Origin of the sequence: Limnohabitans sp. YIMB22184 (assembly GCF_048020265.1) — a bacterium.
Lineage (GTDB): Bacteria > Pseudomonadota > Gammaproteobacteria > Burkholderiales > Burkholderiaceae_C > Limnohabitans_A.
In genome coordinates this window covers 1,185,715-1,208,349 of sequence record NZ_CP171843.1, presented here as the reverse complement: position 1 = coordinate 1,208,349, position 22,635 = coordinate 1,185,715, and the positions used below count along the sequence as shown (strand labels likewise).

Annotated in this window: 23 protein-coding genes and 1 tRNA gene; 6 read left to right on the top strand and 18 right to left on the bottom strand. The window is 62.3% G+C overall.

All coding sequences use genetic code 11. The annotated features are described in order from the left end of the window. Nucleotides 1-39: 39 nt before the first annotated feature. From ACHEXL_RS05750 to uvrC, 6 genes are all read right to left on the bottom strand, one after another. Nucleotides 40-115: transfer RNA gene (locus ACHEXL_RS05750), tRNA-Val, on the bottom strand. A 16-nt stretch (nt 116-131) separates the two neighbouring features. Then, entirely contained in the window at nt 132-404 is a 273-nt protein-coding gene (locus ACHEXL_RS05745; RefSeq protein ID WP_416561312.1) for an HU family DNA-binding protein, read from the bottom strand. Nucleotides 405-571: 167 nt separating this feature from the next. Beyond that, the gene (locus tag ACHEXL_RS05740; RefSeq protein WP_416561047.1) at nt 572-1,657 is read right to left on the bottom strand and encodes a tartrate dehydrogenase; all 1,086 of its coding nucleotides are present in this window, start codon (nt 1,655-1,657) and stop codon (nt 572-574) included. 73 nt (nt 1,658-1,730) lie between these two features. Next, nucleotides 1,731-2,639, bottom strand: coding sequence for a DMT family transporter (locus ACHEXL_RS05735; RefSeq protein WP_416561046.1), 909 nt, complete (start codon nt 2,637-2,639; stop codon nt 1,731-1,733). After that, entirely contained in the window at nt 2,636-3,205 is a 570-nt protein-coding gene (gene pgsA, locus ACHEXL_RS05730) for a CDP-diacylglycerol--glycerol-3-phosphate 3-phosphatidyltransferase (RefSeq protein WP_416561045.1), read from the bottom strand. The genes ACHEXL_RS05735 and pgsA overlap by 4 nt, the downstream gene beginning before the upstream one ends. A gap of 53 nt (nt 3,206-3,258) precedes the next feature. Continuing rightward, nucleotides 3,259-5,187, bottom strand: a complete 1,929-nt coding sequence (gene uvrC, locus ACHEXL_RS05725; protein ID WP_416561044.1) for an excinuclease ABC subunit UvrC — start codon at nt 5,185-5,187, stop codon at nt 3,259-3,261. A gap of 54 nt (nt 5,188-5,241) precedes the next feature. Here uvrC and earP point away from each other — a divergent pair, with 54 nt between their 5' ends. The 5 genes from earP to ACHEXL_RS05700 all read left to right on the top strand — a co-directional run bounded on the left by earP (nt 5,242) and on the right by ACHEXL_RS05700 (nt 8,980). Then, on the top strand, nt 5,242-6,339 hold the full coding sequence (gene earP, locus ACHEXL_RS05720) for an elongation factor P maturation arginine rhamnosyltransferase EarP (protein WP_416561043.1): 1,098 nt from the start codon (nt 5,242-5,244) through the stop codon (nt 6,337-6,339). 93 nt (nt 6,340-6,432) lie between these two features. Then, a complete protein-coding gene (locus ACHEXL_RS05715) occupies nt 6,433-6,915 on the top strand; it encodes a YeeE/YedE family protein (RefSeq protein WP_291918029.1) in 483 nt (160 codons plus the stop codon). Beyond that, complete coding sequence (locus tag ACHEXL_RS05710; protein WP_416561042.1) at nt 6,912-7,346, top strand: DUF6691 family protein; 435 nt, start codon at nt 6,912-6,914, stop codon at nt 7,344-7,346. Before ACHEXL_RS05715 ends, ACHEXL_RS05710 begins: the two co-directional genes overlap by 4 nt. A 94-nt stretch (nt 7,347-7,440) precedes the next feature. Next, nucleotides 7,441-7,995, top strand: coding sequence for an elongation factor P (gene efp / locus ACHEXL_RS05705; RefSeq protein ID WP_062404128.1), 555 nt, complete (start codon nt 7,441-7,443; stop codon nt 7,993-7,995). A 112-nt stretch (nt 7,996-8,107) separates the two neighbouring features. Next, nucleotides 8,108-8,980: a TIGR00730 family Rossman fold protein gene (locus ACHEXL_RS05700; protein ID WP_416561041.1), complete on the top strand. Its 873-nt coding sequence runs from the start codon at nt 8,108-8,110 to the stop codon at nt 8,978-8,980. Here ACHEXL_RS05700 and ACHEXL_RS05695 read toward each other — a convergent pair. The 11 genes from ACHEXL_RS05695 to ACHEXL_RS05645 all read right to left on the bottom strand — a co-directional run bounded on the left by ACHEXL_RS05695 (nt 8,977) and on the right by ACHEXL_RS05645 (nt 20,773). Further along, nucleotides 8,977-10,137 (bottom strand): MFS transporter, encoded by a 1,161-nt coding sequence (locus ACHEXL_RS05695; protein WP_291924165.1) that lies wholly within the window; start codon nt 10,135-10,137, stop codon nt 8,977-8,979. The genes ACHEXL_RS05700 and ACHEXL_RS05695 overlap by 4 nt on opposite strands. A 28-nt stretch (nt 10,138-10,165) precedes the next feature. Continuing rightward, nucleotides 10,166-11,563, bottom strand: coding sequence for a DNA recombination protein RmuC (locus ACHEXL_RS05690; protein WP_416561040.1), 1,398 nt, complete (start codon nt 11,561-11,563; stop codon nt 10,166-10,168). Next, nucleotides 11,560-12,546, bottom strand: a complete 987-nt coding sequence (locus ACHEXL_RS05685) for a 2-hydroxyacid dehydrogenase (protein WP_416561311.1) — start codon at nt 12,544-12,546, stop codon at nt 11,560-11,562. The genes ACHEXL_RS05690 and ACHEXL_RS05685 overlap by 4 nt, the downstream gene beginning before the upstream one ends. Continuing rightward, complete coding sequence (locus ACHEXL_RS05680; RefSeq protein ID WP_416561039.1) at nt 12,546-13,970, bottom strand: sodium:proton antiporter; 1,425 nt, start codon at nt 13,968-13,970, stop codon at nt 12,546-12,548. Before ACHEXL_RS05680 ends, ACHEXL_RS05685 begins: the two co-directional genes overlap by 1 nt. A 58-nt stretch (nt 13,971-14,028) precedes the next feature. Then, nucleotides 14,029-15,213 carry a nicotinate phosphoribosyltransferase gene (gene pncB, locus ACHEXL_RS05675; RefSeq protein WP_416561038.1) on the bottom strand — a complete coding sequence of 395 codons (1,185 nt, stop codon included), beginning with the start codon at nt 15,211-15,213 and terminating at the stop codon, nt 14,029-14,031. Nucleotides 15,214-15,319: 106 nt separating this feature from the next. Continuing rightward, nucleotides 15,320-15,970 carry an ABC transporter ATP-binding protein gene (locus ACHEXL_RS05670; RefSeq protein WP_416561037.1) on the bottom strand — a complete coding sequence of 217 codons (651 nt, stop codon included), beginning with the start codon at nt 15,968-15,970 and terminating at the stop codon, nt 15,320-15,322. Then, entirely contained in the window at nt 15,957-16,778 is an 822-nt protein-coding gene (locus tag ACHEXL_RS05665; RefSeq protein WP_416561036.1) for an ABC transporter ATP-binding protein, read from the bottom strand. Before ACHEXL_RS05665 ends, ACHEXL_RS05670 begins: the two co-directional genes overlap by 14 nt. After that, nucleotides 16,775-18,646, bottom strand: coding sequence for an ABC transporter permease (locus ACHEXL_RS05660; RefSeq protein ID WP_416561035.1), 1,872 nt, complete (start codon nt 18,644-18,646; stop codon nt 16,775-16,777). Before ACHEXL_RS05660 ends, ACHEXL_RS05665 begins: the two co-directional genes overlap by 4 nt. Before the next feature lie 26 nt (nt 18,647-18,672). Beyond that, nucleotides 18,673-19,410: a nitroreductase gene (locus tag ACHEXL_RS05655; protein WP_416561034.1), complete on the bottom strand. Its 738-nt coding sequence runs from the start codon at nt 19,408-19,410 to the stop codon at nt 18,673-18,675. Continuing rightward, a complete protein-coding gene (locus tag ACHEXL_RS05650; protein ID WP_291923985.1) occupies nt 19,407-19,847 on the bottom strand; it encodes an acyl-CoA thioesterase in 441 nt (146 codons plus the stop codon). Before ACHEXL_RS05650 ends, ACHEXL_RS05655 begins: the two co-directional genes overlap by 4 nt. Continuing rightward, entirely contained in the window at nt 19,844-20,773 is a 930-nt protein-coding gene (locus ACHEXL_RS05645; protein WP_291923987.1) for a histone deacetylase family protein, read from the bottom strand. Before ACHEXL_RS05645 ends, ACHEXL_RS05650 begins: the two co-directional genes overlap by 4 nt. Before the next feature lie 193 nt (nt 20,774-20,966). Here ACHEXL_RS05645 and ACHEXL_RS05640 point away from each other — a divergent pair, with 193 nt between their 5' ends. Beyond that, nucleotides 20,967-21,500 (top strand): phasin family protein, encoded by a 534-nt coding sequence (locus ACHEXL_RS05640; RefSeq protein ID WP_108426200.1) that lies wholly within the window; start codon nt 20,967-20,969, stop codon nt 21,498-21,500. 190 nt (nt 21,501-21,690) lie between these two features. On the opposite strand, the gene ACHEXL_RS05635 is transcribed toward ACHEXL_RS05640, so the two are convergent. Beyond that, the gene (locus tag ACHEXL_RS05635) at nt 21,691-22,575 is read right to left on the bottom strand and encodes a patatin-like phospholipase family protein (protein WP_416561310.1); all 885 of its coding nucleotides are present in this window, start codon (nt 22,573-22,575) and stop codon (nt 21,691-21,693) included. Nucleotides 22,576-22,635 lie beyond the last annotated feature (60 nt).

The following is a 22,635-nucleotide window of genomic DNA, read 5'->3' as shown; positions in this document are numbered from 1 at the left end:
AAAAAAGGCGAACACTGGGTTCGCCTTTACTTTGTAGGGTGGTGGGCGCTGACGGTCTCGAACCGCCGACCTACTCCGTGTAAAGGAGCCGCTCTACCAACTGAGCTAAGCGCCCCACCTGAAAAGTGTTGTCAGTTCAAAGCATCCTTCAGGGCTTTGCCTGGGCGGAACTTTGGGACTTTGGCTGACTTGATTTTAATCGCTGCGCCGGTGCGCGGATTGCGACCCGTGCGAGCAGCCCGTTTGCCAACTGCAAAAGTGCCAAAACCGACCAACGAAACCGTGCCGCCTTTTTTAAGGGTGAGGCGCACTGCGCCCAGGGTGGCTTCCAGTGCGCGGCCAGCAGCAGCCTTGGACAAGTCTGCTTGTTTTGCAATGTGTTCGATCAGCTCTGTCTTGTTCACAAGAAACCTCTTGAAGTTACCAACCGGGGCAAGCGGCAGTGGACTGGAAAAAGGAGTCGCAGTCACTTAGGCAAGCCTTGGATTTTAGCGTTTAAAAATTGACATTCATGCCCTGCAAGGGACTTTTTCATCATCCAAACGCTATTGCCTCCAAGGCGCAAGGTGCCTTAAAGTGCCTCGAAAATCGCTCGACCAACATCGGCCGTCTTGGCTGTACCGCCCAGATCGGGGGTGCGCGGCGCATCGGCACCAGCCGCCAGCACCTTCTCAATGGCCCCCAAAACGGCGTCATGAGCGGCTTTATGACCCAAGAATTCCAGCATCATGGCGCCGCACCAAATTTGACCAATCGGATTGGCAATGCCTTGGCCCGCAATGTCAGGCGCAGAGCCATGCACAGGCTCGAACAATGAGGGGAACTTGCGGTCAGGGTTCAGGTTGGCACTGGGCGCAATACCGATGGTGCCGGTGCAAGCGGGCCCCAGATCGCTCAGGATGTCACCAAACAAATTGCTGGCTACGACCACATCAAAAAAGTCGGGACGCTGCACAAAGTGCGCTGTCAGGATGTCGATGTGGAACTTGTCCACGTTGATGCCAGGGTAAGCTTTGGCCATTTCGGCCACGCGCTCGTCCCAATAGGGCATGGTGATGGCGATGCCATTGGATTTGGTGGCGCTGGTCAGGTGCTTCTTGGGGCGCGACTGCGCCAACTCGAAAGCAAACTTGAGCACACGGTCCACACCGATACGACTCATGATGGATTCCTGCATCACAATTTCGCGCTCGGTGCCCGGGAACATGCGCCCGCCCACGCTGGAGTATTCACCTTCGGTGTTTTCGCGCACGATGTACATGTCGATCTCGCCCGGTTGGCGAGGACTACCGTCACGGCGGACCACGGGGGCGATGATGCCGGGCATCAAGCGGGCTGGGCGCAGGTTGATGTACTGGTCAAACTCGCGGCGAAACAAAAGCAGCGAGCCCCACAGCGAGACATGGTCGGCGATTTTGTCGGGCCAGCCAACGGCGCCAAAATAAATCGCATCATGGCCACCGATCTGGTCTTTCCAGTTGTCGGGCAGCATCTGGCCGTGCTTTTCAAAGTAATCCCAACTGGAAAAATCGAAGTGGTCGAACTGCAGGTCAATCCCGAACTTTCGGGCTGCGGCGTCCATCACGCGCAGGCCCTCGGGCATCACTTCTTGGCCAATGCCATCGCCGGGGATCACAGCAATGCGGTGCTTGCTCATACAAAATACTTTCTCAAATCAAAAGTCAAACCAGAAAAACCGAGAGCTTAGCAACAAAGACCGTGCACAAGCTTCACTTGCGAGACGGTCGAACCACCCAACTCACACCCAGCGCAGTCAAGGCAGTGCCCAGCAAGGTGGCCAATGTGATTGTTTCGCCAAACAAAACCCAGGCCATCATGGCCGTAGTGGGTGGCACCAGGTACATCAGGCTGGTGACCGAGGCGGCGGCGCCGCGCTGAATCAGCATATAGAGCAGCGAGCTGCCGCCCAAAGTCAAACCCAACACCGACCAAGCCATGGCCCCTGCCAACTCCGTGTTCCAACGCATCGGTTCGGTTTCCAGCAAGGCCAGGGGAAGCGTGACCACCAAAGCGGCACACAACTGAACAGTGTTGGCCGATCGCACATCACAAGGCTGGACAAAGCGCTTTTGATAAAGGGTGCCCACCGTGATGCTCAGCAAAGCGGCCAAGGCAAAGGCCATGTTGGCGGATGTGACATGGTCGAGGGGCGTGCCCAGCGTCAACTTGCGCCAGACCACCATGAGCAAACCCACAAAACCCAGCAGCAAGCCCAGCCACTGCCGACGCGAGACGCCAGGCTCGTCACTGCCGCGCAAGCTGTAAGCGAGCCAAATGGCCGTCAACACCGGCTGGAACCCGACGATCAAGGACGACAAGCCAGAGCCCATACCGGCCTTGACCGCCACCCAAACGCCACCCAAATAGCCCGCATGCATCAAGATGCCCGTGACCGACAAATGCAACCATTGCGATCGACTTTGGGGCCAGGCCACTCGGGCCCACAGGACCCAAGGCAAAAAGCAGGCGATCGACAGGGCATAGCGCAGGGACAAAAAGGACAAAGGAGGCGCATGAGGCATGCCGTAGCGGGCAACGATGAAGCCGGTGCTCCAGATCAACACGAACACGGCGGGGATCGCCCTCAACCAGGCGTCTGACGAACGGCCCCCGCTCATTTCACGCGGGCTCGAATTTCAGGCAAGGCCTTTTGCATGTAATAAACCATCGACCAAATGGTCAAAACGGCAGCGATCAGGATCAGCACCGCTCCCCAAATGCGGGTGTCGATCACGCCCAGCAACACGCCGTCGTACAGCAGGAAGGGAATCGCCAACATTTGGACCGTGGTCTTGAGCTTGCCCACCATGTGCACGGCCACACTTTTGCTAGCACCGATCTGCGCCATCCACTCGCGCAGGGAGGAAATGGCTATTTCGCGGCCAATGATGATCAAGGCCACCAGCACATGCACCCGGTTCATGTGCACCAAAATCAACAAGGCGGCGCACACCAAAAATTTGTCGGCCACCGGGTCCAGAAAAGCGCCAAAAGCCGAAGTCTGGTTGAGTTTGCGGGCCAGAAAGCCATCGAGCCAGTCGGTGATGGCAAAGAGAACAAACATGACCGTGGCGATCAGGTTTTGCGTCTCGACCGACAAGCTCTCCAGGTAATACACGCCAACGATCAAAGGGATCGCGACAATGCGCGTCCAGGTCATGAGGGTGGGAATCGTGAAAAACATGGTTTAGATTGTGGCACGCTCGGCCAAAGGCTTCATGACAACATGAGGTGCGCTCAGTGCAAGGCGTTGTAAATGGCCTCGGCGAGCTCCCGGGAGATGCCCTCCACGCTCAACAAATCCTCCACACTGGCGCTTTCCACACCCCGCACACCGCCAAAGCGCTGCAGCAACTTGGCGCGTTTGCGCGGACCGATACCGGGAATCTCTTCAATCTTGCTGCCCCCCATCCGCACCTTGGCACGTGCCGCCCGCATGCCGGTGATGGCAAAGCGGTGCGCCTCGTCGCGGATTTGCGCCACCAGCATGAGCGCGGCCGAATCCTTGCCCAGGTAGACCTTCTCGCGGCCATCGGCAAACACCAACTCCTCCAGGCCCACCTTGCGGCCTTCGCCTTTTTCCACGCCCACGATGCGCGAGAGGTCCAGCCCCAGGTCGGTGAACACCTCACGCGCCATGCTCACCTGGCCTTTGCCGCCGTCGATCAGCACCAAGTCCGGCAGCCGGGCTGTGCCTTCGCCCGAGCGCAAGGCCTCGGCCAATTTGCCATAGCGGCGCATCAGCACCTGGCGCATGGCCGCGTAATCGTCGCCGGGTGTGATGCCCTCGATGTTGTAGCGGCGGTAGTCGCTGCTTTGCATCTTGTGCTGGCGAAACACCACACAAGACGCCTGCGTGTTCTCGCCCGCCGTGTGCGAAATGTCAAAACACTCAATGTGGAGTTGGTCCAAATCGTCTGGGGCCAAGTCCAGCGCCTCGGCCAATGCCCGGGTGCGGGCCTGCTGCGAGCCCTCTTCGGCCAGCAAACGGGCCAATTGCAGCTCGGCGTTTTTCTCGGCCATCTCCAGCCAGACGCGGCGGTGCTCGCGCGGCTGCGTCACCGTGCTGATCTTCACGCCTGACTGCGCCGACAAAGCCGCAATCAGCGCTTTGTCCACCGCCGCGCTCAAGATCAAGAGCGGCGGCACGGGCACGCCGATGTAGTGCTGCGCCAAAAAGGCTTCGAGCACCTGCACTTCAACGGGGCGCTGCGCCTCTGCCTCCTCCAGACCCAGCAAGTCCTGCGCGTCCTGAACGTGCACCGGAAAATAAGGTCGGTCACCCAGATGCCGTCCACCGCGCACCATGGCCAGGTTCACACAAGCGCGCCCGCCCTGCACTTTGGCCACCAAAATGTCGGCATCGGTGTCCACCGCCGTGTCAACCGACTGCTGGTGCAAGACCCGCGACAGCGCCGTGAGCTGGTTGCGCACCTCGGCGGCTTGCTCAAACTCCAGGCGCTCGGCATGCTGCATCATCCGCGCTTCCATCTCGCGCATCAATGCCTTCGTTTCGCCACGCAAAAACTGCTCGGCGTGCTGCACATCGGCTTTGTAGTCCTCGGGGCTGATCAGGTTCACACACGGCCCTGAGCAACGCTTGATCTGAAACAGCAGACACGGCCGGGTGCGGTTGGCAAACACCGTGTCTTCGCAAGTGCGCAGCCTGAACACTTTCTGGATCAGCTGGATCGACTCCTTGACCGCCCATGCGCTGGGGAACGGCCCGAAGTACCGGTGCTTCTTTTCCACCGCCCCCCGGTAGTACGCCACACGCGGGTAATGCTGCGCCTCGGGCGCCTTCACCACAGCGGGCAGCGCCACACGGCCATTGCCCGTGAGCTTGAGGTAGGGATAACTCTTGTCGTCCCGAAACAGGATGTTGAAGCGCGGGTGCTGGGTCTTGATGAGGTTGTTTTCCAGCAGCAGCGCCTCGGCTTCGGAGCGCACCACCGTGGTCTCCATCCGGGTGATCTTGCTGACCATGTGGCCAATGCGGGTGCCGCCATGGTCCTTCTGGAAATAGCTCGACACCCGGCGCTTCAGGTTCAGGGCCTTGCCCACATACAGCAGCTGGTCCTGCGCATCAAAGTAGCGGTACACCCCCGGCAAGGCGGGCAGCGCGGCAACTTGCGCGAGCAGGGCTTCATCATGGGTGTTCGACATGGCGGCTATTGTCTGTGAAAAGATGTGTGTGAAATCTCCAGCGACAATCGCCGCATGCAAACTGGCCAACTCTGGGACATCTTCTGCACCGTGATCGACAACCACGGCGACCTGGGCGTGTGCTGGCGCCTGACGCGCCAGCTGCGCGACGCTGGCCAGCGCGTGCGCCTGTGGGTGGACGACGCCTCGGCCCTGGCCTGGATGGCGCCCACCGCCCACCAGAAGCCTGGCATTGAAGTGCGCCCGTGGGCCGATGCCAGCCAAGCCAGCACCCTGCAAGCCCTTTCCCCGGCCGACGTCTGGGTCGAAGCCTTTGGCTGCACCTTGCCCGAAGCCTTTGTGGCCCACGCTGTCAACACAAGAGCAAAGCCACCCACTTGGATCAACCTCGAATACCTGAGCGCCGAAGACTGGGTGCCACGCATGCACCAGCTGCCTTCGCCCGTGATGAGCGGCCCGGCCAAAGGCTGGACCAAGACCTTCTTTTACCCAGGCTTCACACCGGACACGGGCGGCCTGCTGCGCGAAACCGACCTGCTAGAGCGCCAGCAAAAGTTTGACCTTGTCAAACGTTCAGCCTGGCGCGAGCAACACGCACCCCAACTGTCACCGGGCGGTCTGCTGATCAGTCTGTTCTGCTACGAACCCGCCGCCCTGCCCCAGCTGCTGGCCCAATTGGTGGGCACACCCCACCACCTGCTGGTCACCCCCGGCCGCCCACTGGCGGCGGTGCAGCAAGCACTGGCGGGCATGGCCGTGCCACCCAGCTGGAGCGCCCTGCCCTACACCGACCAAAACGGATTCGACGAGATGCTCTGGGCCTGCGACCTCAACTTTGTGCGCGGAGAAGACTCACTGGTGCGGGCCCTCTTGGCAGGCCAGCCCTTCATCTGGCACATCTACCCACAAGACGACAACGCGCACCACGACAAGCTGGAAGCGTTTCTGGACTGGATGCAAGCGCCTGAGAGTCTGCGCAAGGCGCATCGGGTTTGGAATGGGATTGAGGCGAGCGAATTGCCAACGCTTGATGACAAGTTGCTGGCAGACTGGACCGCCTGCGTACAAACCGCGAAACAACATCTGTCAAACCAGCAAGACTTGGTGCGCCAATTGGTGATGCACACCGGGACCCCACCTCAAACAGACTGAGCTTGTTCATCGCCGGAAAAACCGCACACGCCAGGCGTGGTTTGAACCCAGCCTCCCGGAACGCTTGGAAGCACTCACCGATAATCCCGACCCATGACTTTGATTGACACCCTCTTCCCCCTCGGCTGGCAGCACTACCTGCTGGGCGGCCTGACCATTGGCGCTGGCGTGGCGCTGCTCTATTTGTTCAACGGCTGGGTTGGCGGCATGAGTTCCGTCTTTTCCAGCAGTTGGTCGTTCGTGTCCAAACGGGCGTTTTTTCAGCAAGCCCGCTTTGTCAGCACCCGCAACTGGCGGCTGGTTTACGCCTTGGGCGTTGTGCTGGGGGCGCTGGTTTGGCGGTTCACGCTGGCGGGCGGCGAGGCGCAGCACACCAGCGTGCCCGCCTGGCAGCTGCTGGTGGGCGGCTTTTTGGTGGGCTACGGTGCCCGTTTGGGCAATGGCTGCACCTCGGGCCACGGTATTTGCGGGCTGGGCTCGCTGCAGTTGCCTTCGCTGGGCGCGGTGCTGACCTTCATGGCCACTGCTTTCATGACCGCCAACCTGATGGCCATCTTCACGAAAGGCCTGGCATGAACCCGTTGACCCCTCACACACTTTCTCTGCCCAAAGCGCTGGTCACCTTGGTCGCCGGGGCCTTGTTTGGCTTTGGCCTGTCGCTGGCCACCATGGTGCAGCCCGAGGTGGTTTTGAGCTTTTTGCGCTTTCAAGACTGGGGCCTGATGCTGGTCATGGGCGGCGCGGCGGGCTTGGCCATGCTGGCTTACAAAGGTTTTCCGCGCTGGCTGGGCCGCCCCTTATTGAGCGGGCAGTTCCTGACGCAACCGGCGAGCTGGAACCGCCAAACCGTGATCGGCTCGGCCATTTTTGGCGTGGGCTGGGGTTTGAGCGGGGTGTGCCCCGGCCCGGCGATTGCGGCCTTGGGCACAGGCAACACCGACATCCTGTGGGCTTTGGGCGGCATTGTGCTGGGTGCACTGGCCCATGGCCTGACGGCGCGGGACTGAGCGCCTGTAAGGGCCCTCGGCCTTAGCAGGCCCCACAGGTTAGAATAATGGGCTTGGCTTCAAGCCACCCCTTTTCATTTCAGACTCAATTCCTATGAAAACCGCTCAAGAAATCCGCGTCGGCAACGTCATCATGCACGGCAAAGACCCCATGGTCGTCCTGCGCACCGAATACCAACGCGGTGGCCGCGGCTCGTCGACTGTGCGCATGAAGCTCAAAAGCCTGATCGCCAATTTCGGTACCGAAGTCGTGTTCCGCGCCGACGACAAGATGGACCAGGTCATTCTGGACAAGAAAGAGTGCACATACTCGTATTTCGCTGACCCGATGTACGTTTGCATGGACACCGACTTCAACCAGTACGAAGTCGAAGCCACCAACATGGGCGACGCCCTGAACTACCTCGAAGACGGCATGGAACTCGAAGTGGTGTTCTACAACGAGAAAGCCATCTCGGTCGAATTGCCCACCAGCGTGGTGCGCGAGATCACCTGGACCGAGCCAGCCGTCAAAGGCGACACCTCGGGCAAAGTGCTCAAGCCCGCCAAGATTGCCACCGGCATGGAAGTGCCCGTGCCTTTGTTCGTGAGCCAAGGCGATAAGATCGAAATCGACACCCGCACCGGCGAATACCGCAAGCGCGTCTGATCTTCCGATCCCGCCCCCATGAAAGCCCCGCAAGGGGCTTTTTTCATGGTCAAAGCGATTCGTTTGGGCATCTCCGTCTTGCCTGCAGGGCTGGTGCATGCACAATGCCGCCATGCAATCCCGACAAGACCTCCTGACCCCTTCCCTGCCCCACGCTTGGGCCGATCTGCAAGCCGAGGCCAACACCGCCGACTGGCTGGAGCCACAAGCCCACCGCTTGGCCTTTGCCGACCCCGAATTTTTGCTGCGCCGAGAAACCCGGGGCATCCGTTTCCAACTGGAGATGCTCAAACCGGACCTGGCGCAAACCGAGGCCAAGATTGAACACACCGTGGTGGTCTTTGGCAGTGCGCGGTTCATAGACATGGAAAGCGCCCAAGCGCAACTAAAAACGGCTTTGCAAAACGGCCAGGCGCAGGACATCGCCCGGGCCGAAACCGCCGTGCGGAACGCCCAGCATTACGAAAACGCCCGCATTTTTGCCCAACAAGTCGCCAAGTCCTGCGCATCCCTGCCCGACGAAGAAAAGTTGTTCATCTGCACAGGCGGCGGCCCCGGCATCATGGAGGCGGCCAACCGGGGGGCACAAGAAGCGGGGGCACCCTCGGTGGCCCTGAACATCGCCCTGCCCCACGAGCAAAAACCCAACCCTTACGTCACCCCCGAGCTGAGCTTCAAGTTCCACTACTTTGCGCTGCGCAAGATGCATTTCATGATCCGCGCCAAGGCCCTGGTGGCGTTTCCGGGCGGCTTTGGCACGCTGGACGAGCTGTTTGAAGTGATGACGCTGGTGCAAACGCGCAAATCACGCCCGGTGCCGATCTTGTTGTTCGGGACGGAATTTTGGCAGCGCTTGATCGACATGGAGATGCTGGTGCAAGAAGGCACCATTTCCAGAGACGACCTGAAGCTGTTCCGCTATGTGGACACACCCGAAGCGGCGTGGCAGGCGATTTGCGAGTTCTACCAGCTGAAGGTGGGTTAAGCAGGCCGCAAACGCCACGCCGCGCGTGCGCCCAGGCCCACAGCGGTGCCCACCACCCAAAACACCGGGGCCACCCCGGCAATGGCCCCCGCAGCCCCAAAGACCATGGGCATCAGCACGCTCGACGCATTGATGCTCATCAATCGCAGACCCAGCGCCTCGCCCTGACGGTGCTTGGGGGTGATCTGGTGCAATGTGCTCATGATCATGGGCTGCACCGTGCCCAGCACCAAGCCCAGCAAGACCGAGCACAAACCCATGCTCCAGGGCGTAGGCATGAAGGGGTACAGGCCAAACAGCAGCGCGGTGCACACCATGGCCCCGGTGATGATCTGGTGCTCCTGGACATGCCGCGAAATAAAGGGCAAACAGACCCGGATGAACGCCGCAGCGACAGCAAACGCGCCCAGGATGGTACCCACCACCGAAGCACTGAACCCACGCTCGTGGCCCAGCACGGGCACCACAAAGGTGTGGACATCCCAGCACGAAGACAGCAGCCAGTTGACCCCCAGCAAACGCCGCATCATGGGCTCGGCCAGCAAATCCATGGCGCGGCGCGGTGCGGCGTTGTCAAGGGTCGGGGGGCTGTGAAGCTCGGGCACCGTGCGCACCCAAAACCAGGTGCTCAGCGGCAACACCGCCATCAACAAAAAGGCCCAGCGAAAACCGGTCAGGTCGGCGGGCTCGGGTCCGGCGTAATCGATCAGCAAACCCGCCAGGACCGGCCCCAAGAAGTTGGAAATTGCCGGGCCAATCGACAACCAGCTGAACGCGGCCTTCAGGTCTGCCGGGTCTTTGGCCAGACGGCCCACATGCCGTTGCAAGGCAATCACCGCCATGCCCGTGGCCCCGCCAGTGGCCAGGGCGCTGAGGCACATGACCGGGAAAATGGGCCACAGCACCGAGAGCCCCGCCCCCACGGAGGACATCGCCACGCTGAGCAGCAAGGGTTTTTTCAGGCCCGTGCGGTCGGCGTAACGCCCCGCGGGCAAAGCCAAAAAAACCTGGGTCAGGGCAAACAAAGCCAGCAAGGCCCCGACAGCCATGGCGCTGAAGCCCTGTTTGAGTGCGAGCAAAGGGATGGCCATGCGCATGCCCGCCATGCAGGCGTGCAAAAAAATCTGGCCGGCGATCAGCCGGGGCAGTGTTTTCATCCCCGGGCCCGCCTCGGCCGCTTGGCCATCAGTGGTCCCCGCCGGGCAGCAGGGCTTGTGCGTCGGCCTCGGGCAAGGCATCGACCCGGCGCAAGGCCCGGTTCATCACGTTGCTGCGGGTCTGGGCCTGGTCCAGCGTGTTGAGCACGGTTTGCGTCTGGTTGCGCACCTTGTCCAGCACGTCGCCAAACTTGCCAAACTCGGTCTTGACCGCGCCCAGCACCTGCCAGACTTCGCTGGAGCGCTTTTCCAGCGCCAGGGTTCTGAAGCCCATTTGCAAGGCGTTGAGCATGGCCATCAGGTTGGTCGGGCCTGCCAGAGTGACGCGGTGGTCGCGCTGCAGCGTCTCCATCAGGCCGGGGCGGCGCAAGACCTCGGCATACAGCCCTTCGGTGGGCAGGAACATGACCGCAAAGTCGGTGGTGTGCGGGGGCTCCAGGTATTTGTCGGCGATCGATTTGGCTTCGAGCTTGATACGCGTCTCCAGGGCCTTGGCGCACAACTCGGCCTGCACCGGGTCGGCGCGGCCCTGGGCTTCAAGCAGGCGCTCGTAGTCTTCGTTGGGAAACTTCGCGTCGATTGGCAGCCACACGGGCTGGCCGTTGTCTGAGCGGCCGGGCAGGCGAATCGCAAAGTCCACCCGGTTCTTGTCGCCCGGGCGGGTGGCCACCTGCACCGCGTACTGCTCGGGGGTCAGCACCTGTTCCAGCAGCGAGGCCAGCTGCGCCTCACCGAACATGCCGCGTGTCTTCACGTTGGTCAGCAGGTGCTTCAAGTCGCCCACGCCTTGCGCCAGGTTGTGCATTTCGCCCAAGCCCTTGTGCACCTGCTCCAGCCGCTCGGCCACTTGCTTGAAGCTCTCGCCCAAGCGGGCTTGCAAGGTGGCTTGGAGTTTTTCGTCCACGGTCTGGCGCATTTCGTCCAGTTTGGCGGCATTGCTTTGCTGCAGCTGGGCCAGCTGGGTTTCCATGGTGCCGCGCATCTCGGTCAGGCGTCGGGCATTCGCCTCAGACAGTGCATTGACCTGTTGGGCCAGGCTGTCGGTCAGGCTTTTTTGCAGCAGGGCCAGTTGCTGGGCCAGTGCATCGATCTGCTGGTTTTGCGTGCGGGTGGCTTCTGCGCTTTGCTGCAGCAGCGATTGCTGGAACAGCGTCAGCGTTTGCATGGCTTCTTGCCGCCCCTGCACGCCCGACTGGCTGATCTCGGTGCGCAGCTCGCGCTCCAGCCGCTCGGTCTGTGACTGCAGTGCTGCAAACTGCTGTTGCTGCCAGGCCGCTTGCTCGGCCCTCTGCGAGGCACTTTGCACGGCCAGCAATGCAGCGGTTTGCTCAGCCTGCTCACCAGGCGAGGTGCTGCCGCGCAGCAGCAACCAAACCAAGAGCAGCAGATTCAGACCGCCCAGGGCCAGCAGCACCCATTCACTCATGCAGCGGCGCCTGGCAGGGTGTTCAAGGGGGTCAAGGCCTGGCCACGGGTCAGGTAGGCGACCAGGTTGTCGGCGGCCAGCTGGGCCATGGCCTTGCGGGTCTTGATGGTGGCGCTGGCGATGTGGGGGGTCAGGACCACATTGGAGACTTTCAGCAAGTCGGGGTACACAGAGGGCTCGCCCTCGAACACATCGATGCCTGCGGCGGCGATTTGCCGCGCCGCCAAGGCCTTGGCCAGGGCCGCATCGTCCACGATCCCACCACGGGCGATGTTCACCAGCGTGGCGGTGGGTTTCATCTGGGCCAGCTCGGCCGCGCCAATGGTGTGGTGCGACTCAGCGCTGTATGGCACCACCAGCATCACATGGTCAGCGGTCTGTAGCAGTTCTTGCTTAGACACATAAGTGGCCTCGCACTCGGCTTCGAGCTCGGCGCTCAGGCGGCTGCGGTTGTGATAGATGACCTTCATGCCAAAGCCATGCGCCGCACGGCGGGCAATGCCTTGACCGATACGCCCCATGCCGATGATGCCCAAGGTCGAGCCATGCACCTCGGCCCCCGCAAACATGTCGTAGCTCCACTTCTTCCACAAACCGGCTCGCAGGTAATGCTCGCTCTCGGTCACGCGCCGGGCCGTGGCCATCAAGAGCGCAAAGCCAAAGTCGGCCGTGGTCTCGGTCAACACATCGGGGGTGTTGGTGGCGACCACGCCCGCAGCGGTCATGGCGGGCACGTCGAAGTTGTTGTAGCCCACGGCCATGTTGGCCACGATGCGCAGTTGCGGGTTGGCCTGCAAAAGTGCCGCGTCGATGCGCTCGCTGCCCGTGGTCAAAGCACCCGCTTTGCCCTGCATGCGGCGGGTGAGCTCGGCGGCAGACCAGACCTCGTCGGCCTGGTTGCTTTCGACTTCAAACACCTGCGCCAAAGACTGCAGGACCTCGGGAAAGATGGCGCGGGCCACCAGAATGGAAGGTTTGGACATCATTTGAACCAGATGAAACTCATCACGACAAACAGGGGCACCAAAATGCCGCCCGACCAGAGCATGTAACCAAAGAAGCTGGGCATTTTCACGCCACGGTCTTCGGCAATGGCTTTGACCATGAGGTTGGGCGCATTGCCAATGTAGCTGTTGGCCCCCATGAACACGGCACCGGCCGAGATGGCCGCCAAAGTGGGGGCCAGCGTGGTCATCAAGACCTGCGGGTCACCCCCGGCCGTGTTGAAGAACACCAGGTAGGTGGGCGCGTTGTCCAGGAAAGAGCTGAGCACGCCCGTGATCCAGAAGTACATCATCACGTCCGGGCTGCCGTCGGGCTTCGTCACAGCAGACACCACGGCACCAAAAGGCCCGTTGGTACCCGCCTTGAGCATGGCGATCACGGGGATGATGGTGAGGAAAATGCCGGCAAACAACTTGGCAACCTCCACCATGGGGCCCCAGCCAAACTGGTTGTCGGCATGGACTTGGGCAGGCGTCCATTTGAGCGACAGCCAGGTGATCAAGACCAAGCCCAGGTCGCGCAAGACGCCCGGCAAACCCACTTCGGTGCCCGCGATGTTGAATGACACGGGCGATTTCCAGACGCCGCTCATCAGCACCAGAGCGACCACGCCGCCGAGCAAGGCAAAGTTGATGCGGCCATCAAAGCCGATCTGGCGGGAGTCGGGGGTCGGGTCGACCGGCAACAGCTCTTCACGGCGGTGGTAGAACCAGGAGTCCAGCGCGTAAAAAATCGCCAGCAAGGAGCCGATCAGGAACAGGCTCTCCGGGAAAATGTGCTTCAGGGTCCAAAAGAAATCCACGCCCTTGAGGAAGCCCAGGAACAAGGGCGGATCGCCCAGCGGGGTCAGCGAGCCGCCCGCGTTCGACACAATGAAGATGAAAAAGACCACCACATGCGCCACATGCTTGCGGTTGTCGTTGGCCCGGATCAAGGGGCGAATGAGCAGCATCGACGCCCCGGTGGTGCCCATGAAACTGGCCAGCACCGCACCGATGGCCAAGATGGCGGTGTTCAGGCCCGGGCTGCCATGCAGGTTGCCCCGGATGAAAATGCCCCCCGAGACGGTGAACAAGGCGGTGAGCAAGATGATGAAGGGGATGTATTCGGCCAGCAGCGCGTGCACCAGGTTCACACCTGCCACGCCCGCACCGAACATCGCCGCAAAAGGCAACAAGAAAGCCAGCGACCAGGCGGCCGCCACTTTGCCGTAATGGTGGTGCCAGAAGTGGGGGGTCAGCAAAGGCATCAAAGCGATCGACAGCAAAATGCCGGCAAAAGGAACGCCCCAAATCGCGGTCAGCTGCGCACCATCGAAGTCGGCCGCTGCAGCCCAGCCTGGCCAGGCCATCAGCCCGAACAAGCCTGTCTGTATGCCCCTTCGCAATGACGATTGCTTCATCTTTCAGCCCTCTTGGTTTTTTTGTGGATGCGTATGGTAACGGCCCCGGGCATCGGCATCAGACCGCAGGTGTAATGTCGAAGACTTGCCGCAAATAGGCCAGGTACTTCTCGTCATCGCACATGCCCTTACCCGGCGAGTCCGACAGTTTGGCCACAGGCTGGCCGTTGCAGCGCGTCATCTTGATGACGATCTGCAGGGGCTCGTAACCCAAGTCATTGGTCAGGTTGGTGCCCACTCCAAAAGCCAACTGGCAGCGCCCGCGGAACTGCTCAAACAGCTCGATGGTGCGTGGAATGGTCAGGCTGTCGCTGTAAATCAGCGTCTTGGTTTTCGGGTCCACCCGGTTTTGCTGGTAGTGCGCGATCATGCGCTCACCCCAGCTGAACGGGTCGCCACTGTCGTGGCGGGCGCCGTCAAACAGCTTGCAAAAATACATGTCAAAGTCGCGCAGGAAGGCATTGAAACCGTACACATCGCTCAGCGCAATGCCCAGGTCACCGCGGTATTCCTTGGCCCAGGACTCGAAAGCAAAGACCTGGCTGTCGCGCAAGCGCGGACCCAGGGCCTGCGCCGCCTGCAAATACTCGTGCGCCATGGTGCCCAGCGGTGTCAAGCCCAGCAGGTGGGCGTAATACACGTTGCTGGTGCCGGCAAACTGCCCTTCAGGCCCCGTGCCCAAACGGGCCGAGAGCACGCGCAAGACCTCTTCGTGCCAGGCGCGAGAAAAGCGGCGACGGGTGCCGTAATCCGCGATCTTGAGGGTTTCCAGGCCAGGGGCCTGCAGTTGGGCGATCTTGGTGTCCAGACGGCGACGGCCTTCCATCAGGTCGGGCACTTTTTGGGTGTTGCGGAAATACACCTCGTTGACGATGGCCAGCACCGGAATCTCGAACAAGATGGTGTGCAGCCAAGGGCCCTGGATGGTGATGTCGATCTCCCCAGAGGGCAGCGCCATGACCTGGATATATTTTTCGTTCAGCTTGAACAGCCCCAGAAAATCCACAAAGTCGCTCTTGATGAAACGCAGCGAGCGCAGGTACTGCAGCTCAGACTCCTTGAAGGTCAGGCTGCACAAGGAGCGGATTTCCTGCCGGATTTCATTGACCAACGGGGCCAGCGCCACGCCGGGATTGCGGCACTTGAACTTGTATTCGACCTGTGCACCCGGGAACTGGTGCAGCACGACCTGCATCATGGTGAATTTGTACAGGTCGGTGTCGAGCAGGCTGGTGATGATCATGGTGTGTCTATGGCGGCTGGGGCCGCTCGTCGTTGTCAGGCAGTGTAAGGGATGGCCAGCTAGCGCATCCTGATGCGGCTGCGCGCAGCTGGGGGGCCTGCGGGCATCAGGCCGCCGCGTCCACGCGCCCACTGGTCAGCACCAGAACCCGCTGCGCATGCCGGGCCAGGATGTTGTTTTGCTCGGCCACCAGCATGGCCACGCCTTCGCGGGCCAGTTGCAGCAAGGCGTCGCGCATGGCCGCCACCAGCACCGGAGCAATGCCCTCGCAAGGCTCGTCCAGCAACAAAAGGCGCGGGCCAGTCATCAGGGTGCGGGCCAGCGCCAGCATTTGCTGCTCACCCCCACTCATTTGGCTGGCCGGACGCTGCAGCATGGTTTGCAGCTGTGGAAACAAGGCCATCACACGGCCAAAACGCTGCGCGGGCGTGGCCTGAGCACTGGAACCCGAGCTTGCGGCGATCCACAGGTTTTCCTTCACCGACAAAGCCGTGAACAAACGCCGGTCTTCGGCGACGAAACCCAGACCCGCCCGGGCGCGGCGGTGCGTGGGCCAGGTTTGGATGGGCTGGTTTTGCCAGGTGATGCGGCCTTGCGCCCGTGGACCGATGCCGATCAGGCTTTGCAGCAGCGTGGATTTGCCCGCGCCGTTCAGACCCTGAATGACGACCAGCTCGCCCTCGCCCACCGACAGGCTCACGTCAAACAAGGCCTGGGCTTGGCCATACCAGGCGTTCAGCCCTTCAACGGTGAACATCGCGCAAACCTTTCATGTCGAAGTCGAGCCCCAAATAGCGCTCGCGCACTTGCGGGTCTTGCGCCACCACTTCGGGCAGGCCGTCGGCCACCAAGCGGCCTTGCATCAGCACCAGCACCCGATCGGCCACGCCAAACACGGCGTCCATGTTGTGTTCGGTGTAGAGCACCGTCACGCCTTGAGCGGCCACCTGGCGCACCAGCGCCATCATGTCGGCCCGCTCGGCCAGGGCCAGCCCGGCAGCAGGCTCGTCGAGCAGCAGCAAAGACTGCGCTGCATGGGCACCCTGATCGACCCCGGTGCCAGGCACAGCGTCGGGCAAGCCCGCCAGCGCCATGGCCAGCTCCAGGCGTTTTTTCGCGCCATACGGCAAATCGGCCACGGTGCCGTGGGCCTGGGCTTGCAAGCCCGCTTGCGCGGCCAGACGCAGCGCCCGCTCGGGCTGGCGGCGGTCCAGACGGTCCCACCAAGCCAGCGGCTGGGCGCTGCGCAGCACCAGCTGGATGTTTTGCAGCACCGAGAGCGCCTCAAAGGTTTGCGCCACCTGGAAGGTGCGGGCCACGCCCAGGCGCTGGCGCTCGGCGGGCGACTTGCCCAACAGCGACTGGCCTTGCCACAGCACCTCACCCGCCGTGGGCACCTGCTGACCCGCCAGACAGGCAAAACAGGTCGACTTGCCCGCGCCGTTGGGGCCAATCAGGGCCACGCACTGGCCTGCGGCCACAGAGAAGTCCACACCGTCCAACGCCCGCACGCCGCCAAAGTGCTTGGCCAAACCGCGCACCTGTAAAACTGTATTAAGGCTCATGCGCGGCTCCCCTTTGGAGAAGCAAAGCGGGCCAACAGCATCTGCAGCCCACCCAGCACGCCACTGGGGGCCAGCACCATCACGAGCATGATGACCAAGCCCAAAACACCGCGCCAATAATCCAGACCCTGCCCCAACTCAGCCCCGCCCCACACCAAAAGCGCACTGCCCACGGCCGAGCCCCACAGCTGGTGCACCCCGCCCAGCAAAATCACCAGCAAAGCGTCCACCGACATGGCGACGGAGGCCACCGAAGGAAACACCGCCCCTTTGAACGCCGCCCACAAGCCCCCGGCCAGGCCCGCCAAAGTGGCGCTGCCCACGAACACCTGGTAACGCAAGGCCTGCACCGGCAAACCGCTGGCGGCTGCCCGCAGGGGCGCATCGCGCAGAGCCTGCAAAGCCGCGCCCCGGCTGGAGCGGGCCACACGCGCCATGCCCGCCAAAGCCAACAGCATGAAGACGCCCAGCGCTGCGTCCCACAGCGCACGCGACTCGGGGGCAATCAAACGCAGGCCGATCAGGCCGTTGTCACCCCCTGTCAGATCCACCCATTGCGTGGCCCCCGCCCAAATCATTTGTGCCAGCGCCAGCGACAGCATGGCCAGGTACACCCCGCTGCTGCGCACCACCAAAGCGCCAAAGGCCAAGGCCACGGCCAGCGCCAGCGCCATGCCTGCGGCCAAAGCGGCTGGCAAAGCAGCGCCCCAGTGCAGGTGCGAGAGCGCTGCGCCATAGGCCCCCAGCGCAAAAAACGCCGCGTGACCAAAGCTGACCAGGCCGCCCAAAGCCATCATCCACTGCAGGCTCAGGCCAAACAGCATCATCACCATCACGTCTTCGGCCAGGCTGCGGCCGTAATCGCCCTGCCCCCAGGCCAGCAGCGTCAAGCCCACAAAGACCGCCACCAACAGCGCCCGGCCCCAGCTCGCGACAGGCCACAGCGCAAACACCGGCACGCTTTCGCGCTGCTCCCCTTGCGCGGCCGACCCGGCCAGGCCCTGCGGCCGCCAAACCAGCACCACCGCCATGGTCAAAAACACCAGCACCAAGGTCGCTTGCGGGAAAAAGCTCAGGCCCAAGGCGTGGATCACGCCGATCAGCAGCGCCGCCACAAAAGCCCCGCCAATGCTGCCCAGCCCGCCCGTGACCACGACCACAAAGGTCTCGACCACCACGTTCACGTCCATTTGCAAATGTGCGGGCTCGCGCGGCAGCTGCAGCGCCCCGGCCAAGCCCGCCAAGCCGCAGCCCAGCATCACCACACCCAACATGAGCGGCGCGGGGTTCACGCCCAGCGCGGCGAGCATCTCGCGGTCTTGTGTGGCCGCCTTCACGCGCTGCCCCCACAGGGTGCGCGTGAGCAAAAGGTGCAGGCCCAGCCAGACCAGCGGCCCCAGCACCAAAGTGAACAGTTGCCAGGTCGGGAAATACGACTCGCCCAGCTGGACCGCGCCCTTGAGGCCCGGAAAGCGCGGCGCGAACACCTCTTCAGGGCCAAAGAACCAGCGCATCGCGTCGTGCAGCGCCAGCGTCAGGCCGAAGGTGGCCACCAGTTGGTACAGCTGCGGCGCGTGGCGCATGCGCTTGAGCAGCGTGACTTCGGTCACGGCCCCGAGCAAGGCGGCCACACACGCGCCCATCAAGATCACCGTGCCATAGCCCCAGGCGCTGTCCGCCATGGCAGGCCACCAGTTCGTCACCGCGTGCGCCGACCACAAAGCCCCCAGCATGAAGAAGCTGCCATGCGCGAAGTTGACGATCCGGGTCACGCCAAAAATCAGCGTCAACCCGGAGGCCATCAAAAACAAGGTGGTGGCGTGGCTCAGGCCATTGAGCAGTTGCAGCGCCAGTGCGTCGAATCCCAAACCAGACCCTTGTCTTTATAGAAGCGTCAGTCCAGCCAGTGGGTGAAGTCTTGGGCGGACACCCGGGTGGTCTGGAAGGTGTTGACCAGCGCCGACTCGTCGGCATAGCCCAGCGCCATGCCGCAGACCACCATCTCGTTCTCGCCCGCGCCCACATGGGGCAGGATGATTTTGGAAAAGCCGTTCCACGCCGCCTGAGGGCAGGTGTGCAGGCCACGGGAGCGGGCGGCGACCATGATGCTTTGCAAGAACATGCCGTAGTCCAGCAAGCTGCCCCGGCCCATCACCTTGTCGATGGTGAAAATCAGGCCCACAGGCGCGTCGAAGAAGCGGAAGTTCTGCTGGTGCTGCTGGTGCATGCGCGCCTTGTCGCCCTTGCCAATGCCCAGCACGCCGTACAGGCCAAAACCGCACTCGCGGCGGCGGTCGATGTAGGGGCTGACCCATTTTTCGGGGTAATAGTCGTAGGCCTCGGCGTAATCAGAGGCCAATGCCGGGTTGGCGCTGATGGCGTCGTGCGCCGCGCAGGTCTTGGCCACCAGCTCGTCGCGCTTGGCGCCTTGCAGCACATAGACCTTCCAGGGCTGGGTGTTGGTGCCGCTGGGGGCGCGGGCGGCAATGCTCAGCACCTCTTGCAAGATGCTGCGGTCGACGGCTTTGGGCAAGTAAGCGCGGGCTGAAAAGCGGCTCAGGATGGCGGCGTCCACGCTCGCCGGGTCGTTCACGCGGGTGCTGACCTGCGGGCCGATGGGGGAAATGCTCATGTCAAAGTCTCCAGAAAATTTTTGAGTGCGGCAGGCAGGGGCACGGGGCGACGGGTCTCGCGGTCCACGTACACATGCACAAAGTGGCCCCGGGCGGCGGTGAGGTCTTCGCCCTGCGCGAACAGGCCCACCTCGTAGCGCACGCTGGACGTGCCCAGCTTGGCCACGCGAATGCCCGCGTCGATGGTTTGAGGGAACGCCAAGGGCGCAAAGTAAAAACACTGGGTTTCCACCACCAGGCCGATGGTCGAGCCCGCGTGGATGTCCAGCACGCCTTGCTCGATCAGGGTGGCGTTCACCGCGGTGTCGAACCAGCTGTAATAGACCACGTTGTTCACATGGCCGTAGACGTCGTTGTCCATCCAGCGGGTGCTGATGGCGCGAAACGCTTTGTAGCTGCTGCGGGCGTCGGCTTGGGGTTTGGCAGGCGTGTTCATCGCCCGAGATTGTGCCAGCGTTGCCAGTAGCCCAAAGCGACATCCCAGGTCTGCATTTGCACCTGCACCGTGGTCTCGATGTCGTGGCCGTAGCCCCCGCCCATGCACAGCACCACCGGCAGCCTGCGCTGCCAGGCCCAGTCCATCACCACCCGGTCTCGCGCCTGCATGCCGTCGGCAGTCAATTTCAGCCGCCCGAGCCGGTCGCCCTCGTGCGGGTCGGCCCCGGCCAGGTAAATCACCAGTTGCGGATCAAAGCGGTCCTGCAGGGTCTGCAGCGCCTGGTGCAGCGCGGCCAGATACGGCTCGTCGGTGCAGCCGTCCGGCAGGCCGACGTCCAGATCGCTCGGCTCCTTGCGGAAGGGGAAGTTCTTTTCGCCGTGCAGCGACAGGGTGAACACGCTCGGGTCGCCCGCAAAAATATGCGCCGTGCCATTGCCCTGGTGCACGTCCAGATCGATCACCGCCACCTTCATCTTTTGGCGGTGGTGCCGCCAGGCCTCGGCCTGCATCAGGCGGGCCGTCACGGCAATGTCGTTGAACACACAAAAGCCCCCGCCCTTGTGCGCATAGGCGTGGTGCGTGCCGCCCGCCAGATTGCCCGCCACGCCCTGGGCCAGCGCATCCCGCGCTGCAGCCACCGTGGCCCCGACCGAGCGGCGCGCCCGCTCGGCCATGGCCGGACTCCAGGGGAAACCGATCTCGCGCTGCAAGGCCGCCTCGAGGCTGCCCATGGCCACGCCCTGGATGTAGGTGGGTGTGTGGACCAGCGCCAGCTCGCCGTCGCTCGCGGCCGGGGCTTCGCGCATGACCACGCCCGGCAGCTCTTGCGTCAGGCGGTCGCGCAGGCGGCTGTATTTGCGCATCGGAAAGCGGTGGCCTTCGGGCAAAGGCAGGACGAAATGGTCGGCGTAGTAGGCGTGCATGCTCGAGTCTGGTGGGGCCTTGATTCTAGAAAACCCTCTCTAAACTGAGCCGTCAGCAGGTCCATCCCCTTGCAATACCCCGTGGAAACCCTAAAATTCAAACCATGCTGCACTGCAACATAGTTGTACGGCCCCGGCCAGTTACGGCGCAGTCTTCCTGAAACCACATTTATCTTTTGATCTGGAGATCCTCATGATGACCGCTGAACAAATCGTCGCCTCGCACAAAGCCAACCTGGAAACCCTGTTTGGCCTGACCGCCAAAGCCTTCGAAGGCGTGGAAAAAATGGTCGAACTGAACCTGAGCGTGGCCAAAGCTGCCCTGGACGAGTCCGCCAACAACACCCAAGCCGCCCTGAGCGTGAAAGACGCCCAGGAACTGTTGGCCATGCAAGCCAACCTGTTCCAGCCTTTGGCTGAAAAAACCGCCGCTTACAGCCGCCACCTGTACGACATCGCCTCGGGCACCAACAGCGAGTTCACCAAGGCTTTCGAAGCCCAGGCCGCAGCCGCACAAAAGCAGTTCGCCAGCTTGGTGGACAGCGCCGCCCAAAACGCCCCCGCTGGCTCCGAGCAAGCTGTGGCCATGATGAAGGGTGCCGTGACTGCCGCCAACACCGCTTTTGAGTCGGTGCAAAAAGCCGTCAAGCAAGCCACCGATCTGGCCGAGTCCAACCTGGCCGCCGTGACACAAACTGCTGCCCCCAAGGCTGGCAAGAAGAAGTGATTTTTCAACGCGGACAGGTTTTGCAAAGGCCTGTTCGCTGCAAGTTGTCTCCTCGGATCTCTTTGAATTTCGTCTGGGAAACAGGGATCCCTTCCAGGGCTGATCGCAAGATCAGCCCTTTTTTTTCCTTCAGCGACCGTGGATACCCGACTTCGCGGGTGTGACAAACAGCTGTCAGGGGCCAAAGCCCTCATCGCCCCTCTTCAAACTGAGCCAAACGCACTTTCAGAGCAGGCAACGCAGCCCGCATGGCAGCTCGGCCCGCTTCGATGGCCCGCTGGCGTGCCCCGAAATCGGCACTTTTGACCCCTGACAAAGCCGGACGCACCACCCAATCGGCCTCTTTGAGCGCCAGGGTGTTGATGCTCTTGCCCATGATGGCGAAGGTTTGCATCAGGATCTGGAAAGTGTCGCCATAAGGGTTGCCCTCCGGGTCGCTCGAGATGTCCACCGCGATCACAAAGTTGGCCCCCATCTCACGGGTCTGACGCACAGGCACGGGGGCCACCAGACCGCCATCGACATATTCCCGCTCACCCACGCGCACGGGCTGGAACACCGCAGGTACTGCGCTTGACGCCCGCACCGCGGCCCCGGTATTGCCCCTTCGGAACGTGATCGCCTGCCCGCTGCTCAAGTCGGTGGCCACGATGCCCAGCGGAATCTTCATCTGTTCCAGCGATTTGCCGCCCACCTGGGTGTTCACATACTTGGCCAAAGCCTCTCCGCGCAATGCGCCCCGATTCAATATCGGCAGCATCCAGTCGGTGATCTCGGCTTCCTGCATGGATTCGGCCACACGCACCAACTCCTGCGGGCTTTTGCCGCTGGCATACAAGGAGGCCACCAAGCTGCCGGCCGATGTGCCCACCACATGACTGGGCCTGAGACCCGCCTCCTCCAGCACCTGGATCACGCCCACATGGGCAAACCCCCTGGCTGCACCACCGCCCAAGGCCAGTCCGAGACGCAACTCGCGGCGCTCAGCCACAGGCAGGACGCCGGGCTCAACTGGCGGCGCTGTTTGCAAACTGCTGCATGCACCGAGCAACAGCCCTGCTGCCAAGAGTCCCAGCCCACAGGCGACCCGCTTGACCAAGGGCCAAGCCTGGTTGTTGGATTTTTGACTGGCCTG

Excerpts from the sequence above, each read along its gene's own strand:
- ACHEXL_RS05740 (WP_416561047.1), bottom strand. The coding sequence starts at position 1,657 with ATGAGCAAGCACCGCATTGCTGTGATCCCCGGCGATGGCATTGGCCAA.
- ACHEXL_RS05735 (WP_416561046.1), bottom strand. The coding sequence starts at position 2,639 with ATGAGCGGGGGCCGTTCGTCAGACGCCTGGTTGAGGGCGATCCCCGCC.
- pgsA (WP_416561045.1), bottom strand. The coding sequence starts at position 3,205 with ATGTTTTTCACGATTCCCACCCTCATGACCTGGACGCGCATTGTCGCG.
- uvrC (WP_416561044.1), bottom strand. The coding sequence starts at position 5,187 with ATGTCGAACACCCATGATGAAGCCCTGCTCGCGCAAGTTGCCGCGCTG.
- earP (WP_416561043.1), top strand. The coding sequence starts at position 5,242 with ATGCAAACTGGCCAACTCTGGGACATCTTCTGCACCGTGATCGACAAC.
- ACHEXL_RS05715 (WP_291918029.1), top strand. The coding sequence starts at position 6,433 with ATGACTTTGATTGACACCCTCTTCCCCCTCGGCTGGCAGCACTACCTG.
- ACHEXL_RS05710 (WP_416561042.1), top strand. The coding sequence starts at position 6,912 with ATGAACCCGTTGACCCCTCACACACTTTCTCTGCCCAAAGCGCTGGTC.
- efp (WP_062404128.1), top strand. The coding sequence starts at position 7,441 with ATGAAAACCGCTCAAGAAATCCGCGTCGGCAACGTCATCATGCACGGC.
- ACHEXL_RS05700 (WP_416561041.1), top strand. The coding sequence starts at position 8,108 with ATGCAATCCCGACAAGACCTCCTGACCCCTTCCCTGCCCCACGCTTGG.
- ACHEXL_RS05695 (WP_291924165.1), bottom strand. The coding sequence starts at position 10,137 with ATGAAAACACTGCCCCGGCTGATCGCCGGCCAGATTTTTTTGCACGCC.
- ACHEXL_RS05690 (WP_416561040.1), bottom strand. The coding sequence starts at position 11,563 with ATGAGTGAATGGGTGCTGCTGGCCCTGGGCGGTCTGAATCTGCTGCTC.
- ACHEXL_RS05685 (WP_416561311.1), bottom strand. The coding sequence starts at position 12,546 with ATGTCCAAACCTTCCATTCTGGTGGCCCGCGCCATCTTTCCCGAGGTC.
- ACHEXL_RS05680 (WP_416561039.1), bottom strand. The coding sequence starts at position 13,970 with ATGAAGCAATCGTCATTGCGAAGGGGCATACAGACAGGCTTGTTCGGG.
- pncB (WP_416561038.1), bottom strand. The coding sequence starts at position 15,213 with ATGATCATCACCAGCCTGCTCGACACCGACCTGTACAAATTCACCATG.
- ACHEXL_RS05670 (WP_416561037.1), bottom strand. The coding sequence starts at position 15,970 with ATGTTCACCGTTGAAGGGCTGAACGCCTGGTATGGCCAAGCCCAGGCC.
- ACHEXL_RS05665 (WP_416561036.1), bottom strand. The coding sequence starts at position 16,778 with ATGAGCCTTAATACAGTTTTACAGGTGCGCGGTTTGGCCAAGCACTTT.
- ACHEXL_RS05655 (WP_416561034.1), bottom strand. The coding sequence starts at position 19,410 with ATGAGCATTTCCCCCATCGGCCCGCAGGTCAGCACCCGCGTGAACGAC.
- ACHEXL_RS05650 (WP_291923985.1), bottom strand. The coding sequence starts at position 19,847 with ATGAACACGCCTGCCAAACCCCAAGCCGACGCCCGCAGCAGCTACAAA.
- ACHEXL_RS05645 (WP_291923987.1), bottom strand. The coding sequence starts at position 20,773 with ATGCACGCCTACTACGCCGACCATTTCGTCCTGCCTTTGCCCGAAGGC.
- ACHEXL_RS05640 (WP_108426200.1), top strand. The coding sequence starts at position 20,967 with ATGATGACCGCTGAACAAATCGTCGCCTCGCACAAAGCCAACCTGGAA.